Source organism: Armatimonadota bacterium, assembly GCA_013314775.1.
GTDB lineage: Bacteria > Armatimonadota > Zipacnadia > Zipacnadales > JABUFB01 > JABUFB01.
Genome location: JABUFB010000009.1, coordinates 21,014 through 36,847 on the forward strand (window position 1 = coordinate 21,014; position 15,834 = coordinate 36,847).

General features: G+C 64.8%; 14 protein-coding genes. All 14 read right to left on the reverse strand.

Translation table 11 applies throughout. From position 1 onward, the window contains the following. Positions 1-3 precede the first annotated feature (3 nt). The 14 genes from HPY44_11510 to HPY44_11575 all read right to left on the reverse strand — a co-directional run bounded on the left by HPY44_11510 (position 4) and on the right by HPY44_11575 (position 15,819). Entirely contained in the window at positions 4-462 is a 459-nt protein-coding gene (locus HPY44_11510) for a hypothetical protein (GenBank protein NSW56636.1), read from the reverse strand. Then, positions 459-1,016: an elongation factor P gene (gene efp / locus HPY44_11515; GenBank protein NSW56637.1), complete on the reverse strand. Its 558-nt coding sequence runs from the start codon at positions 1,014-1,016 to the stop codon at positions 459-461. The genes HPY44_11510 and efp overlap by 4 nt, the downstream gene beginning before the upstream one ends. Before the next feature lie 647 nt (positions 1,017-1,663). Next, positions 1,664-2,734: an aminopeptidase P family protein gene (locus HPY44_11520; GenBank protein NSW56638.1), complete on the reverse strand. Its 1,071-nt coding sequence runs from the start codon at positions 2,732-2,734 to the stop codon at positions 1,664-1,666. An 8-nt stretch (positions 2,735-2,742) separates the two neighbouring features. Then, positions 2,743-3,186 (reverse strand): type II 3-dehydroquinate dehydratase, encoded by a 444-nt coding sequence (gene aroQ, locus HPY44_11525; protein NSW56639.1) that lies wholly within the window; start codon positions 3,184-3,186, stop codon positions 2,743-2,745. Positions 3,187-3,239: 53 nt separating this feature from the next. Further along, positions 3,240-5,630: an O-antigen ligase family protein gene (locus HPY44_11530; protein NSW56640.1), complete on the reverse strand. Its 2,391-nt coding sequence runs from the start codon at positions 5,628-5,630 to the stop codon at positions 3,240-3,242. After that, a complete protein-coding gene (locus tag HPY44_11535; protein ID NSW56641.1) occupies positions 5,627-6,541 on the reverse strand; it encodes a glycosyltransferase family 2 protein in 915 nt (304 codons plus the stop codon). The genes HPY44_11530 and HPY44_11535 overlap by 4 nt, the downstream gene beginning before the upstream one ends. A gap of 48 nt (positions 6,542-6,589) precedes the next feature. After that, complete coding sequence (locus tag HPY44_11540) at positions 6,590-6,778, reverse strand: Trm112 family protein (GenBank protein ID NSW56642.1); 189 nt, start codon at positions 6,776-6,778, stop codon at positions 6,590-6,592. A gap of 33 nt (positions 6,779-6,811) precedes the next feature. Further along, positions 6,812-7,660 (reverse strand): glycosyltransferase, encoded by an 849-nt coding sequence (locus HPY44_11545; protein ID NSW56643.1) that lies wholly within the window; start codon positions 7,658-7,660, stop codon positions 6,812-6,814. A gap of 72 nt (positions 7,661-7,732) precedes the next feature. Beyond that, a complete protein-coding gene (locus HPY44_11550; protein NSW56644.1) occupies positions 7,733-8,761 on the reverse strand; it encodes a glycosyltransferase family 2 protein in 1,029 nt (342 codons plus the stop codon). Continuing rightward, positions 8,762-9,277 carry an HAD family hydrolase gene (locus HPY44_11555; protein NSW56645.1) on the reverse strand — a complete coding sequence of 172 codons (516 nt, stop codon included), beginning with the start codon at positions 9,275-9,277 and terminating at the stop codon, positions 8,762-8,764. A 5-nt stretch (positions 9,278-9,282) separates the two neighbouring features. Then, positions 9,283-10,932 carry a glycosyltransferase family 39 protein gene (locus HPY44_11560; protein NSW56646.1) on the reverse strand — a complete coding sequence of 550 codons (1,650 nt, stop codon included), beginning with the start codon at positions 10,930-10,932 and terminating at the stop codon, positions 9,283-9,285. Continuing rightward, complete coding sequence (locus tag HPY44_11565) at positions 10,913-13,243, reverse strand: hypothetical protein (protein ID NSW56647.1); 2,331 nt, start codon at positions 13,241-13,243, stop codon at positions 10,913-10,915. The genes HPY44_11560 and HPY44_11565 overlap by 20 nt, the downstream gene beginning before the upstream one ends. Continuing rightward, on the reverse strand, positions 13,221-13,964 hold the full coding sequence (locus HPY44_11570) for a glycosyltransferase family 2 protein (protein ID NSW56648.1): 744 nt from the start codon (positions 13,962-13,964) through the stop codon (positions 13,221-13,223). The genes HPY44_11565 and HPY44_11570 overlap by 23 nt, the downstream gene beginning before the upstream one ends. Continuing rightward, positions 13,921-15,819 (reverse strand): hypothetical protein, encoded by a 1,899-nt coding sequence (locus tag HPY44_11575; GenBank protein ID NSW56649.1) that lies wholly within the window; start codon positions 15,817-15,819, stop codon positions 13,921-13,923. The genes HPY44_11570 and HPY44_11575 overlap by 44 nt, the downstream gene beginning before the upstream one ends. Between the last annotated feature and the right edge of the window lie 15 nt (positions 15,820-15,834).

The window sequence follows — 15,834 nt, forward strand, 5'->3', positions numbered from 1 at the left end:
GGCCTACCTCTGCTTCGTGCGGATCCTGATCAGCGGAGTTCCCCACTCCACCGACTGCCCGTCTTCGGCAAGGTGCTCAATGACGTCTCCGGCTTCCGGAGCCGGCACCACGGTGATCTTGCCCAGTGCCTCGATGGTCGCGATCGGAGCATCCGCCTGCACCGTGTCGCCGATGTTCACCAGCGGCGGCTGCCCGGGCCCTTTGCCCCGGTAGAACCGGCCCACGAGCCGAGCCCTGACCACCAGGTCATCGGGCGCGGCCGCCTTTGGGGCATCGGCAACCGAAGCCGCCTCAATCGATCCCTGATCCCCACGCGACGGTGCGGGAACATGCACTGTCGGCGAGACCACCGGCGCCCGGCGCACCCGGATGTAAAGGCCCTCCTCGCGCACCGCAAGCTCCATGGCGGAGGAGTTCTTGAGCATCGCAATGACCTGTTCCACGCGCTCGCGGTCGATCATGCTCGCTCGACATACTCCCCGCTGCGGGTATCCACCTTGATCTTTGTACCGACTTCGATGAACAACGGCACTGTGACGGTGGCGCCGCCCTCGATGACTGCGGGCTTGCTGCCGCCGCTGGCGGTGTCGCCGCGCAGGCCGGGCTCAGTCTGGATAACCTCGCGGATCACCGTATTGGCGACTTCAAGACCGATCAGCTCGCCCTCGTACGTCACCAGCTGGACATCCTCGCCATCCTTGAGCCACTTGGCCAGTTCGCCAACCTGGTCGGCGGTGAGCTCGATCTGCTCATACGAATCGTTGTCCATGAAATAGTACGTATTCGCGGCGCTATACAGGTACTGATAGTCCTTGCGCTCCACGTGGGCGCGTTCTACCTTCTCGCCGGAACGGAAAGTCTTGGCGAACACATTGCCGGTCTTGATGTCGCGAAGCCGAGTTCGCACCACTGCCTGGCCCTTGCCGGGCTTGTGGTGTTCGCTGGAGATAATCTGGTAAACGTGACCATCCAGTTCGATGGTCAGACCGGGCTTGAAATCTTGCGTCGAGACCAAACATATCACCTCTTGCCGGGCTGACGTATCCTGGCTGCGCCGGCTCTTCGGTCCCTGTGTGGGAATGCCGCGATCGGCCCGCGAAAAGGCGCGCCGACGACTGCTCTGACCGAAGCGAGTTTACACGATAAGAACGGCGAAGTCAAAGCCAAGGGACTGGCCAGGACCATCAGTTTTGTGGGATGCGTTCCTGTCTCGTGTCTGGCCGGCACCCGGTGCCCGTTGCGTCGGAGCCGTGCCGTGTGCTGTCAGGCTCCGGCAGGAGCCGTCCGCATCTAGCCCCCGGCGGAGGTCGGAGGATTCCGGCGCCAAAAAAGGGCCGCAGGCCCGAAGGGGCGGCCGGACCCGATGCGCGGGCAACGGTCGGTCGCCCTCGTTCAGGGGCTCAAAGCGTAACGTGGGACGGGAATCCGGGGGCTTCTGCCCCCGGCTACAGGCTGCCACCCGCTTCGCGGGCTGTGGGGCAAAAGGCCCACCGGCGAGATGCCGGCACGCTATCAACACCTTTGGCTTGCTGAGCGAATCCCAGACAGACAAAGCCCGCGGTCTCGGTGGGACCAGACACCCTCGAGCGAGGGATCAACTGACGCGCAGATGCCTGGACCTCACGGTACCCCTGACGGACTTGACCAGCGCACCTTTGTCGATCAGCGGCGCGGCGGTTCGGCCTTAGGCGCATTGGTCAGGCGCTCGCAACCGCTGCGGGTGATTGCCACGCAGTCCTCGATACGCACCCCACCCCAGCCCTCGATGTAGATCCCAGGCTCGATGGTCACCACCATGCCGGGGCGAAGTATCTCGTCGCTGCGCGAACTCACCCGCGGGCCTTCATGCACTTCCAGCCCCACGCCATGCCCCAGGCTGTGGCTGAAATGATCCGCATAGCCACGCTCTGCGATGATCTCCCGGGCCACAGTGTCCAGCTCGCGCCCTGTGATCCCCGGACGCGCCGCCTCCACCGCAGCTTGCTGTGCATCGTACACCGCCGAGTAGACCTCAACGAACCGCTCATCTGGTTCCAGTGGCGGCACCGTCCGGGTGATGTCCGAGCAATAACCGTCCAGTTTCGCGCCGCAGTCAATCTTGATCATATCCCCCGCGGTAAGCTTTCGCTGCCTGGGCACCGCGTGGGGAAATGCGGCCGAAGACCCGAAGGCGCAGATAGTGCTGAAAGCCATGGCTTCGGCGCCTGCGAGTCTGGCCGCACGCTCTAGTTCCAGCGCCATCTCCTTCTCGGTGATGCCGATCTCAACCGTGGGCAGCACCGCATCAAGCGCCTGATCCATGATCGCCGCGGCCCGCCGGATGCAGTCGATCTCCGCCGGCTCCTTGGTCATCCTCAGCTCCTCGACCACCTTGCGCGCGGGAACGAGTTCTGCGTCCGACAGCTTGCTCTTGAGGGTCTCGAAGGCCGAATAGAGGGTGCTGTCCGCTTCGAACGCCACCTTGCGCGCCTGAGCGGACTGCAGGTACTCTACCGCACCCGCCAGATGACCATCGGGAACCAGCGCCACCTTGACACGTCCCGGGAGTCCGGCGGCCTCCAGTTCGTATCGGCGGTCCGTGCTGACCAGGGCATCCCGGCCCACCACCCCGAGACCTTCCCCTGCGAATCCGAATAGATAGCGCAGGTTCGCCTCGCTGGAGATCAGCAGGGCATCCACACCGTTGGCGTCCAGCCAGTCTCGCAGCTTCCTGCGACGCTTCGCATAATCCATGGGCGCAATCAGGCTTCCTGTTCAATTATGGCGTGGGCGGCGCGAAGTGCGAAGACGTAGCTCATGGCCTGGAATCCCGCCACAACCCCCACGCACACCGAGGCCGTCATCGACTTCTCGCGCCATTCCTCCCGCGCCCAGATGTTGCTCAGGTGGACCTCAATGGTGGGCAGGCGCACGGCTGCAATTGCGTCCCGGATGACCACACTGGTGTGAGTGTAGCCCGCCGGGTTGATGATCACTGCCTGGCAGTCGTTGAAAGCCCGCTGGATGGCTTCCACGATCTCGCCCTCGTGATTGGACTGGATGATCCGCAGCTCCAGCCCGAGAGACGCTGCTTCAGCTTCCAGCATCTTGTTGATCTCATCCAGCGTCTTGCTCCCATACACATCGGGCTCGCGCATTCCCAGCATGTTCAGATTCGGCCCATGGATTACCAGCACCCGCGGCATGTCGTCGATCCCTCCCGTACCTTGACAGGCAGCCGCCCGGATGGCCACCCGAATCACTGGGCCGCGGCCCGGACCGCGGCCTCGAATGCCACTGTATCTTCGGCGCGCCAGCCTGGAAACGGTTCCGGCCCGGCTTCCCGCAGCGCCCTCAGTGTCTCGCGCGCCATGGGAATGGCCGTCTCTCTGAGGGCTCGCGCCGTCTCATCCTCGTCAAGCTGCAGCAGCACGTCCACCAGCGTCAGGTGCGCCTGCGCAAGCACGACCTTTTTTTCCAGATCGCCGGCCTGGTCCGTCCTCCGGATGATGTCCTCCAGAACACCCCTGGCTTCCTCATACTCGCCCAGGCGGTACGCATTCAGCGCATAATGGTAATTCCCCAGCGGCGTGCCGAGTTCCTGCAGCAATCCCATGGCCTCCCGCGCCACGTCTTCCACTCGCTGGATCTCCGCGGGATCGTACCGTCCGCCGACTTCGAGAAGCTGGCGGTTGGTGCGCTGCTGCAGGACCCAGAATGCCGCCACATCCGCCGCCTTGATGGCCGGGTACAGCGCCCCATCGCGGTCGCCGGCCTTCATTCGCTCCTGCGCCAGGAGCAGGAAGGCATCGGCGAAATGCTGGTCTGTGAAGTACTCAACCGCCTGGGCCGTGCGAACCGGGCTGTCATACAACCCTGCCAGTCGTCGCGCCGTCTGCAGAGCCGCATCGTCCTGCGCGGTGCGTTCCTGGAGCAACAGCATTCGTCCGAGGATCTCGGTGGAGGTCGGGTATGCCTGTACCCCGCGTTCGAGCCAGTCCAGCGCTCTTGCGTACCAGGCCGCATCCCGGGTCTGGTCGCCCAGGCCCTGGCAGATCCGCGCCATCGCGTAGTAATGGGTGGGCTCCGTGGGCTGAAGATCGATGGCTCTCTGCCGCAATTCCAGCGCCTTCCTGAGCTCATCCGGCCGCCCCCGCGATCCCAGACGCTCACGTATGCGCGACCCATCGGCCCAGCGTGCCGGATCGATAGGAAGCACTCGCGACAGGTGATGCTCCGCAAACTGATCTGCGCCGATCTGCGCGAAGTACCGCCCGATATTCACCTCGATCTGCGAGAACAGCGTCACCGCGCCGAACAACACCAGAGCTCCCGCAAGCACCGACGTGGGCCATCTCTTGGTGTCGCCTGCCGGCGTCGGTTCATCCTGCGCGCAGCAGGTCAGCCCCAGAATCAGCCAGAAAGCCGCCTGATGCGCCACCACATACCACGTGTAGTCCACGAGATTGTGGACCCACAGCCCCAGAGCTCCCGCAAGGCCCGCGGCAGAGAGCAGCCGTTCCGGGCCGGTCTGCCGACCGGTGTTACGCCAGGCCTGAGCGAGTAGCGCCCCGATGGCAACCAGTACCGGCAAGCCGCCCAACACCCCCTGTTCGGCAAGAATCTGCAGGGGGGTCTGGTGGGCCTGCCGGGTGAAGCCCGCCCGGGCATGGCGTGGGTAGGCATGCTCGAAGGTGCCGGGGCCGTACCCGAGCAACGGGCGCGCGGCGATCATCTCCGCAGTTCCCTGCCAGGTGCAGATCCGGAAGTTCCCCGAGTTCTGCTGGCTACTGAAAGCCGAGAGGATGCGGTTTCTCACCGAGGGCACAGCGAGCGCCCCGAGCACTGTGACCAGCACAAGCCCGATGGCGGCCAGCCTCAACACTCGGGCCAGCGCGGTGCCTCTGTGCGCCGCGAGGAGACCGAAAACCAAGGTTGCCGCCATGATCGCCAGCAGGGCGCCTTTCGAGCCTGTCACCAGCAGACCCAGGCCGCAGATAAGCGCCGCGAAGAACCCGGCGATCTCCGCGTAGCGCGGGGGGTAGTCGTCCGGCACGGCCGGTTCTCGCTTCTTTCCGCGCCTGGGTCTCTCAGCAGGTTCATCCGGGCCCATTCGGGCCACGAGCAGCAGCGCCACAGGCACCAGCAGGCAAAGAGCGAGATATCCGCCGAGACAGTTGGGATTGTAGAACGGGCCGAAGGCGCGCCAGCTTGTATTACCGGCAGCGATGGCGCTGTGGGAGTACTCGCGCAGCCCCCAGACTCCCGCCAGGAATGCCCCGGCGACCAGCGACCACCACGCTGCCATGCGCCAGCCCGGCTTGCTAAGGCTGGCGCGTGCAAGCCAGAGCATCGCGATACCCGCGGCAAGGAGGGCTGTGCGCAGAAGGCTGTCATAGATGGACACAGAGGAAAAGCAGGCGAGCGCAGTGCCGGCAAACGCCGACACCAGCAGGCTGTCTACCCCCGTCCAGGGGCTCGGCAGGGCGCTTCGCCCGCCCAGGTACCAGAACGCAAGAGCAACTCCCACGGACAGGACGAACGCGCACATCTCCCAGTCCTGCAGCCGCCCGAACACGATGGGCGCGAGGCCTGCCAGCCCCACAAGGACCACCCGACAGGCTCCGCGCAACACGCTGCGGCGGCTCATCCCTGGGCCCGCACCTCCTGTCGGCCGGCTCGCCGGGCGATCTGCAGCAGTCTGCCCCAGACATGACGGGCCAAGTCCTGCAGGATCACCACGCCCGCGCGCGTCCACACTCCCAGCCATACCAGGGCCCGCGAAACCGGGTTGGTGGCGATATGCTTGCTATACAGCCGGTACATGCTCCGGTGATGCCTTACAATGGTCCGAAACACCACCTGGTTCGTGCTGCGGCCAACGAGGTGCGTGATTACCGGGGATGGCGTATACAGAACGCGCCAGCCTGCCTTATGCGCGCGCCAGCAGAAGTCCACGTCTTCCGAACCCCAGTAGAAGCCGGCGTCCAGGTCGCCCACCTGTTCGTAGGTCTCTCGCCGCACCATCAGGCATGCGCCGGACACCCAGTCCACCTCGCGCACGCTGGAATGGTCCCAGTCTTCCATAAGGTAGCACGAGCTGGCCCGGGCCTTTGGGAACAACCCGCCCAGCACGGTGTTGCGGAACAATGCGGCCTGGACCGTTGGAAAGCACCGGCACGAGGCCTGGAGACTGCCGTCGCCATAGACCAGCTTCGGGCCTACGATTCCGGCCTCCGGGTGGGCATCCGCGAAGTCCACCAGTTCACGCATGGCCCCCGGGGGCACAAGGGTGTCGGGGTTCAGCAGCAAGATGTATCTGCCCGAGGACTCATGCATCGCCTGGACGTTTGCCGCGGCGAAGCCCACGTTAGCGTCATTGACGATAAGCCGCACGTGGGGAAACCGTCGCTGCACCATCTCCACGCTGCCGTCCGCCGAGGCGTTGTCAACCACGATGATCTCCCCATCCACACCCCGCATTCCACCACGCAGGGATTCGAGGCAGTTGGCGAGATCATCGCACACGTTCCAGTTGACGACGCACACCGACAGATCCATTCGCTTGGTGCGAAGGCGGACAGGGCTTCACCAGCGGGCCCGGGCGGCCTACTCCCCGGCTCCTTCGTCCGCGCCTTTCTCTTTCGTGTTGCGCGCCTCGTCGATGAGCATAATCGGGATATCGTTTCGGATCGGATACGCCAGGCTGCAGGAGTGGCAGATAAGCTCCTCGCCGGTGTACTCCAATTCGCCCTTGCACTTGGGGCACGCAATGATTTCAAGCAGCTTTTCGTCCAGCATCCCGTCATCCCTCCGCGGTGCGCGCCGTGCTCAGCGCGCGCCCAGCAATCTCACGGCATACGCCGCCCGGATCAGGGCCACGGTGATCTCGTACACGAGCCACGGAATCCTGCCGCGGTAGTGCTTGCGGTAGTAGTCCACGAAACTGCGGCCGGACTCAATCAGCATCGCCCGGCGCACGAGCCGCGTCGATCCTCCGTGGTGGTGGACCATGCTCACCGAAGGCGTGAACCAGATCTCCCAGCCTGCATCCCACAGCCTCCGGCACAGGTCCACGTCATTGAAGAACATGGGGAACTGCTCGTCGAACAGGCCTACCTGGGCCAGCGCCACATCCCGGACCAGAAATGCGGATGCCATCGGCTGCGGTACTGGCCGGTCTTCATCGTAGTTCCACCAGGTCATCCGCCACTTGCCGAAGACCTTACTCCGGGGGAACAACCGGCTCAGGCCGGTGACTTCCCACAGCACCGTGTCCGGATCGGGGAAAGACCTGCACGACTGCTGAGGCCTTCCGTCCGGGTACACCAGGCGGGGTGCCACGGCTCCCGCCTTCGGGTGCTCGCCCATCCAGTCAACAAGCCCCCGCAGGCCATCGGGCGGAACCTCGATGTCGGAGTTCAGCAGCAGCTTCAGCGGAGCGCGGGCAATGGTGAGCGCCTGGTTATTGGCCGCGGCGTAGTACCGGTTCTCCGCGTTGCGTACCAGTTCAACGTGCGGGAACTCCCGGGCGACCATCTCCGCGCTTCCGTCCGAGGAGCCATTGTCAACCACCACGATCTGCACATCCAGCCCCGCACGGGCCCGGTCGATGCTCTCCAGGCACGCCCGCAGCAGACCCCGGGTGTTCCAATTGACAATGCAGATCGACAGGTCCATGGTTCCCCGGCAGAGCAGTCTGCCGCGAGTTGTTTTCAGTGTGCAGCGCGTTGGTCGAAGATTGCGGCGATCTTACTCCGTGGCGCTGTCCGTGGCCCTGGCCTGGGGCTCGGAAGATGCGTCGCCCTGCCTCCGGTTGCCAGGTGGTACGAAGTCTCGTCCGTCCAGGGACGACCGGGGCGGAAAGCCCAGGGCCGTCCGCAACACGGCCAACGCGGTGCGCAAGCTGCGCCGGGTGTCATGAGAGGGCCGCACCAGCGCCCGCAGGGTTGCCCACAGCGCCTTTGGAAGGAAGGTCAGGATCGTCAGCGCCCGCAGTGCCAGGGCGCTCAGCGTTCCGTGGTGCTTCGCGAAATACCGGAATGCCGCCATGTGCAGGGGAACGATCTCATCCGCTTCATCCCCGCCCCAGGAGCGGCCGTGGTGGTGGAGGACCTGCGCTGAAGGCAGGTACCAGCGGTCGAGACCCGCTTTCTGCAGGCGCTTCTGCCAGTCAAGATCGGCGGCGGGAAGAAAGAACCCCTCATCCAGCGGGCCCACCTTCTGCCAGGCCATGCGGGTGAACATAAGCGCGGCACCGCTCAGCCAGTCTACCGCGCGGGGTTCCGAATGATCCCACCAGCTCATCAGGTAGTGCCCGAACACTCTGCTGCCGCTGAACGCCCGCGAAAGCCCGGTAAGGTCCCACAGAGCGTTCATCAGCGTGGGGAACTCCCGGCAAGAGTTCTCCGGGTCACCGTCGGGATCCACGAGTTTCGGCCCAACAGCCCCGATCCAGGGCCGCTCGCGCACGAACCGCAGCAATGCACCCAACGCATCCCCCACGACCTCAGTATCCGGGTTCAGCATGAGGATGACCTTGCCTGTTGATGCCTGCACCGCCTGGTTCATGGCCACCGAAAAGCCCCGGTTCTCGGGGTTAGCCAGCACCCGCACCCAGTAGTAATGTTCCTTGAGCATGGTGACCGCGCCGTCGGTGGAGCCATTGTCCACCACGATCACTTCATGCTCAACCGACGGGCGGTTGGCCCGAATGCTCTCCAGGCACCGCCGAAGTTTCTCCCTGCATTCGTAACTCACAATGCAGATCGACAGGTCCATCTATTCCCCGCCCTCCTGCTCCAGTTCAGCATTCCACACCATGATCTGGTCCAGTACTTCCCGCACGGCCCCGTGCCCGCCCGTGCGCTCGGTGACCCAATCCGCCGCAGCCAGCACGGCCGGCATCGCGTCCGCTGGACACGCCGTGATCCCCACCACTTCCATGCCCCCGAGATCGCTCAGGTCATCGCCCATGAAAACAACCTCGTCAGGCCGCAGGCCCTTGCGCTCCAGAAGCGCGTGCACACATTCCCGCTTACCCTCAACACCTGGGCACACGCATTCTATCCCGAGTTTGCGTGCCCTCGCCCGGGTAATCGCGGAATCGTCCCCGGTCACCCACACAATCTGTATACCCGCCCGCTGGGCGAACTGCACAATGTACCCGTCTTTGACGTCAAAACGCTTCATGGCCTGGCCGACCTGGCTGAAATACATCCCGCCGTCGGTCCAGACCCCGTCGACATCCGAGAACAGCGCTTTGATCCTTCTGCCGGGCCTGTCTGGCTTGCGCAATGGTTTCAGTCCTCAATCTGTTCGGCCGGAGACTGGTCTTCAGGTGTCATCCGGAACACGTAGATCAGCGGCACGCCGTCAATACCATCAGTGTATGCCGGCCTCGCGCTCTCCACTAACCTGCGGGCAGGGGGGCTGAACTCGATGGGCTTGTTCTGCGTTACCGCCCAGTCCGCTTCCGACAGCGTGTCTGGCCCCGAAGTAGTCTCCAGATCGGGTCTCAGGGGCATGATCTCGAATAGCCGCACGGTGCTTTCGAACCCCACCGGGTCCACCCAGACACGCTCCCCCTCACCGGCGTGTTCTGCCAGCCATAGGGCGGCTGTGCGGTAGGTGTCGCCCCAGTACGTCGGCTCCATTCCCGCCCGGACCGCACCGGGCAGGCCGCCGATGAAGGCATTATAGTATGACAGGTGGTACGGTGTGAACCGAGCCACCGCCATGAGCGGCCCTACCAGCGCGAGAAAGACCGCCAGTGCCGCCAGCTTCGGCCTCAGGTCATCCACCTGCACCCGGGGCCGCAGCAATTCCACTGCCCTGCCGAGGATCTCCTGAAACCCCACTGCGGCGAACAGCGCCAGATACGGGAAAACGGGCAGAAACAGCCGCACGCCGCCGTATTTGGGCGTTTCGGGCAGACAGTTAGGCAGGATGTTCACCACCAGCGCCCACCCCGCAAGGACCAGGGCCGCCTTCCGTATGTGCATGGGTCCCCGTTCAAGCCGCTTTCGGCCCCAGAGCCTGCTCATGCCCACTACCGCCAGAACCAGCACTGCAGGCGGCGTGGTCACCAGCGTCATCACCAAGGGGTAATGCCACGGCGCGTAGTCCCAGTTGCGCCCCAGGTACATCACTGAGACCGGGTAATGCTGCAGATGGAAACGGAAGTACTCCAAGAATCGCGGCAGCGTATCGTGCCACAGCCACGGCCAGGTGACCCAGAAGCTCAGCGGCCCCAGCAACGCGAAACACGCCGCCAGGGGCCAAAATCCGCGCCTGGCGAACACCAACACCCACGGGAAAACGATGAACGGCACGAAGAAGGCATTCAGCTTCGTGCCCAGTCCAAGCCCCCACAGCACTCCTGCCAGCGCTGCCCAACCCCACGAGCTTCGCCCAGCGCGCCGGCAAGCCGACCAACTAGCCACCACCGCCAGGAAGCTCAGGGACATGACAGGCGCATCCAGCGCCGCCAGGTGGCAGTGGGCGAATACTCGCGGCATAAGCAGCAGCGATCCCGCCGCCACAATTCCCGCCGCGCGCCCCCAGAGCCCCGAGACCCAGCAACAAAGCCCTGCAACACACAGGGCGGCCAGCAGGTTTGTCCCCGTGCGCCAGGTGGCGTTGTACGCAACCAGCCTGCCCAGCGTGGCCCCGCAACTTGCAGTCAGGAGCTTGAAAAACCCCGGGTGCCGGTCCTTTGCCTGCCAGTAACGGTTCACGCCGAACTCCGACGTCGCCAGCCCGGGGCTCGTGGCGAAGAGCCGCAACCACTCCAACGCCTGGATCGACTTTGACTGGTAGATCGGCTCATCATAGGTGATCCCATACATGCTGTCTGTGGCCATGAGAACCACCAGGGACAGCGCGAAGACCACCAGGGGCAGCGCGAGGCGTCGTGCCGGTACGGAGTTTTCAGCGGTCCGAGCCGTCATGCCTGGTTCGCCCGCCCCCCTTCTCCGCAACAATCAGCCCCGCAATCATCCCCAATGCCGTCAGCGTCAAGAAACCGCCAACCCATCCGCTCCCGGGCACGTACACATACCAGATCCCTCGCGCCGGCTCATCCACCGGTGTTGCGCGCAGGGCATGGAACACCCGTCGCACCGGAACTGGTTTGCCGTCCGCGAACGCCCGCCAACCGGGGAAGTAAGTGTCCGCGAGAACCACCGCCTCGCCGGGGACAAAACTACCACGAACCGTGACCACATTCGTCTCGTGCCGGACTTCACTCACTTCACCGCGCCCCTGTTTGCCCGGTCTGAAGCGCTTCGCCGCTACCTCCTGCGCGCTACCCGGGCTCTGCGGCATCTTCGCCAGCGCAAAAGCGCGGTCGAGGGCTTCCGCGTTCCGGTACAGGTATCCGTCGAAATCTGAAACCAGTGCCAGCCCGGCAACACCCTCCAGGGGGAAGGAGGAATGCACGAGCCGCACCCCCAGCAGGTCCATCACGGGCCGGCTCGGGTCAGGCTGCGGAAAGCCGCGCTCATCAGTACAATACTCCGACCACACTCGCCGGTACGCGCCGATTTCCAGGGAGTCCGATCCCTGAATGTCCTGGAGCCCGAATAGCATGGGGGTATTCGGGGGCATGCGCCGTATCGGGTCCTTGCCCAGCGACAGTATGCGACACGGTCCTGGTTCCGCCTGCATGGTCTCCACTGCCCGAGCTTTCACATGGAGGTAGGCCGGGTTCGTGGCCGGAGTAAACTTGTCCACATACAGGTACAGATCGGCCGTCAGGCACAGGATGACGATGGAGACGCCGACCCGGTGGTTGGCCCGCATGACCACCGCACCGGCCGCTCCAAGCACCACAAACAGCGCGAAGCGGCCAATCTGCGCCAACGTGTAGTCGCCAATACCTGGCAGCGCGCGCTCGAACTGCGCCGTCGCCATCCACACCCAGAGCCCAGCGATCAGCCCGATCAGCCCCAGGCCCAACCCGCACGCCGCCACCCGCCGTGCGATCTGGTCCGGCTCTTTCCGCGCCATCTCCAGCAGGGCGTGTGCCCCGTATGCCCCGAGCATAGAGACCCCGATGCAGATCATCACTACGGCCCGGCCAATCCCGGAGAGCGAACTGAACGAGGGCACCAGATAGTACAGAACCGCGTTCAGGTGGGTCCCCGTCGCCAGCAGCGCTCCCGCGACTGCCACCCCAAGCCAGAACAGGGGCTCGCGCCGGTTGTACGTGAACGCCAGCGGCGCGAACAGAAGCGGCAGCACCCCCACGTAGAAGGTGCTTTCGGTGTACGCCCGGTAGACCTTGCCCAGTTCCGCGCCCCAGTGGTTGTAGTCCACCGGATTGCCGAACAGGTCCGGCATGAGCCCCGCGAGAAGCGCCTGCGGAGCCAGCGCGTTCTCCAGTATCTTCAGATACGGAGCGCCTCCGGCCCGGCTGGAGAGGCCCGCGAGTTCCAGGGTGGGCAAGAGCTGAGCGCAAGCCAGCGCCCCGCCGATTCCCACCCCACAGGCGATCCACCACGCTGCTGAAACCGCCCTCGAGCGGCCTTCCGCGCGCCATACAACCACAGACCGGAAGACCGCGTAGGCCGCGAAGATCAGGAGGATGTACAGGGAGATGTGGAGATTGCCCGCAAGAAATTGCAGCCCGGTGCAGAACGCGCAGATTGCAGCTCCCAGACCTCTGCGACCGCGCGCCATCATCTCCACGCCCAGCAGCATGCCCGGCAACCAGCCCGGAACCGACCGGAAGCTGGGGAAGCAGAGCCAGCCGATCACGAACCCGTTGAACATGAATGCGATTGCGCCGAGCAAGCACGCAGCTCGGCGCAATTCCAGCGCCCGCAGGAAGGCGTACATCAGCGCACCGGAAATCAGGAAGTAAACAGATGTCGCCCAGCCCAGCGCTCTTTCGGCGGGCATGAAGGCGCTCAGCCACGTCTCGGGGTAGAACACCGCGGACTGGTTATTGCCCACAAAGGGATTGCCGCAGAGCTCATACGGGTTCCAGAAGGGTATCTGTCCCGCGCGCAGGCTCTCTCCCGCGAACTTCCGCCAGGGGTAGAACTGCTGAACTGCGTCGAGGATGGGGTTGCTAACCTGCCGGAACTCCGGGAACTGCCCGGAATAGTGCTTCCAGGGCTCCATAAGCAGGAGCAGGTCCCCCGGCAGCATCACTTTCCCGCCGAAATTGCAGCGCCAAAGGAAGCCCACGGCTAGCACCGCGAGCACCGCGTAGGGGATGAACTCGCCCCGCTTACGGGCTCCCGGGCCGGACATAGCAGCCCCTCCTGTCGTGAGCCCGGATGCGCAGAATCTCCTGGAAGGAGCTGATCGCCGCTGCGAGAGGACGCACCCGGGTCTCCCCTGAATCGCGCCAGCGTACCGGCGCCTCGCGCAGGTCCAAGCCCCACTTGCGAGCCACGAAAATCAATTCCGCGTCGAACGCCCACCCGGTCTCCTGCTGTACCGAAAACAGGTCGCCGGCCACATCCCCGCGCATGCCTTTGAACCCGCAGGTCACATCGGACACCCTCAGCGGCAGCAAGGCCGCCGCGATGACTCGGAAGGCCGTGCCCATCCAGCGCCGGATCCAGCTTTGATGCACTTCAATCACTGCGCCCGGCATGTGCCGCGACCCAATGACTACATCCGCGCCCCGTTCCAGTTCGGCCAGCAGTGAATCCGCCTGGTCCACCGGGGTCGCAAGGTCCACGTCCAGGAAGACGCGGAACTCGCCCTGTGCTTTCAGCATTCCCTCGCGCACCGCGTATCCTTTGCCGCGATTTGGGGCGTGGGTCAAGACTTTCACCCGTGAGTCGGCGTTGGCAACCGCCTGTGCCTTCTCCAGCGTGTCATCGCGGCTACCGTCGTTCACCACCACCACTTCGCCTGCGATGCCCCGGGAATCCAGGTACGCCAGGGCCTCGCGCAGCGCAGTCTCGATGCGCGCGGATTCATTGTACGCAGGGAACACCAGGGACAACCTGGGCTGGATCACGCGGTCTGTCTGCCTCCCGCACCCGTCGGTAGATGCGCACGGTATCATTGGTGTACACAGTCTTCAGGCCGGGCAAGCCGGCAGCAACATCCACCGGCTCGTCGCCCTGTGCTTCCTGCAGCAGACGCTCCTGCGGGCCGTACCAGACGTACTCCGCGCGGCAGTAGTCCAAAGCGGCCAGACGCTCCGGCGCCGCCGTCGTCGGCCTGTAGAAATGCCCGACCGTGGCCACGTAAGCCGCGAAATTGATGGTCTCAGCCCAGTGCCCGGCGACCACGCGGCAGGGCGCGTGCGCCGGGATGTGGTTCCCCGTCAGGCTCGAGGCCATCACGATGCTGCCCTCCGCCGCATTGTCGGCCAGCCAGCGCATCCCCTGCAGTTCCGACCTCGCCAGGTACACCGGCGGCGCGAGAACGTGCAGGAGCGTCCGGTTATTGGCGCGCACGTGGCGCATGCAGTCGCTCACGAGCAGCAGGTTCGACGGCAGCGTGGCCACGACCAGGGCCGCCGCAAGCCCAACCCGGACTGGTCTCCCCAGACCCGCGAGGATTCCCGGGGGCCTCTGAATGAGGCTCGCCAGCGCGATCCCCGCCAAAATGCAGAGCGGGATATGCAGCCCTTCCAGCATTTTCCGCTGAAAAGGTGCGGGCAGATAGATCACCGCGAACCCACATGCCGCCCATAAAACCGGGAACGCTCTGCGCCAAGGGACATCTGGTTCACCCTTCAGACCCGAGGTGGCCACGAGCGCCAGCACCGGGAGCAAGAATGCGGCGAACTTCAGGCTCCCCGGCATCCCCGGCACGTGCGCGAGAGCAGACGCGATAGCCACCAGCGCGCAGCCCACCGCAAGGACCTGACCCAACCTGCCTGTGCGCTGCCCGCAGGCGATGCGCACCCCGGCCGCCGCCATCACCAGCACCAGTCCGAACCCAAGCGCCACGTCCAGCGGGCGAGGCGACAGCGTCGGCGTGTTGATCTTCGCGGCGTAACTCGGGTCTGCCTGTGCGCCATACCAGGCCCAGATCACCGACGGCGCGGAGATGGCCGCCATGAGCGCATACAGGGCCACCCCTCGCACCCAGTTCAGGCGCCCGGCCAGACAGTTCGCGAGCAGCCAGCACAGCGCCAGAGCATGCAGCACGAAAATGTCATAGCCGTGTATGTTGCCCAGCACCAGAAGCGCCAGACCCGCCCGGACTGCGCCCCAGAGCCCATCCGGCGCCGACATCCTGAGCAGTTCCCGCGCCGTGAGGGCCATCAGGGCCAGGGACAGGGCAAACAGGGGGTTGAGCAGCAATGATAGAAAGACGATGGCCTCGGGCTGGGTCTGCCAGCCATTGGAGACATCCATGGGCTGGAAGCTCAGGCTGCCAAGCTGACCGCCTTCGGACCCGAACATCACCACGAGCCAGCCCAGCCCCGAAGACACCGACGCCAGCACCAGCGCCGCCGCCCGGGCGATTCTGCTCGCGGTTACTTCCGCCGCCAGCAGGTAGATGGCCAGCAAACACAGGACTCCGCAGGCATATCGCGAACCCATAAACGCCGCCGGCGGTGTGATCCCGGTGACACGGCAGATTCGCCCGAGCGCCAGCAGGAACAGGTTCAGGAAATGGGGGGACTGGTCCTTCGTGGTGTACGGGTTGCCCAGGAGCAACTTGCCCTCGGCCGCCTGCCTCACCCACGACAGGTACACATTCCCATCATCCACGCCCCAGATGAAACCCGCGAAGGCGCGCTCCGGCCCGGCTTCCGCTCGCGCAAGTGCATACGGGACCGCGGTGGCGCCCATCACCGCCGCGGCCCAGACCAGCACCCACACAACTTCTCGCCCGGAGACTCGTCCTTTCATCCCAAGCCGTGTCTG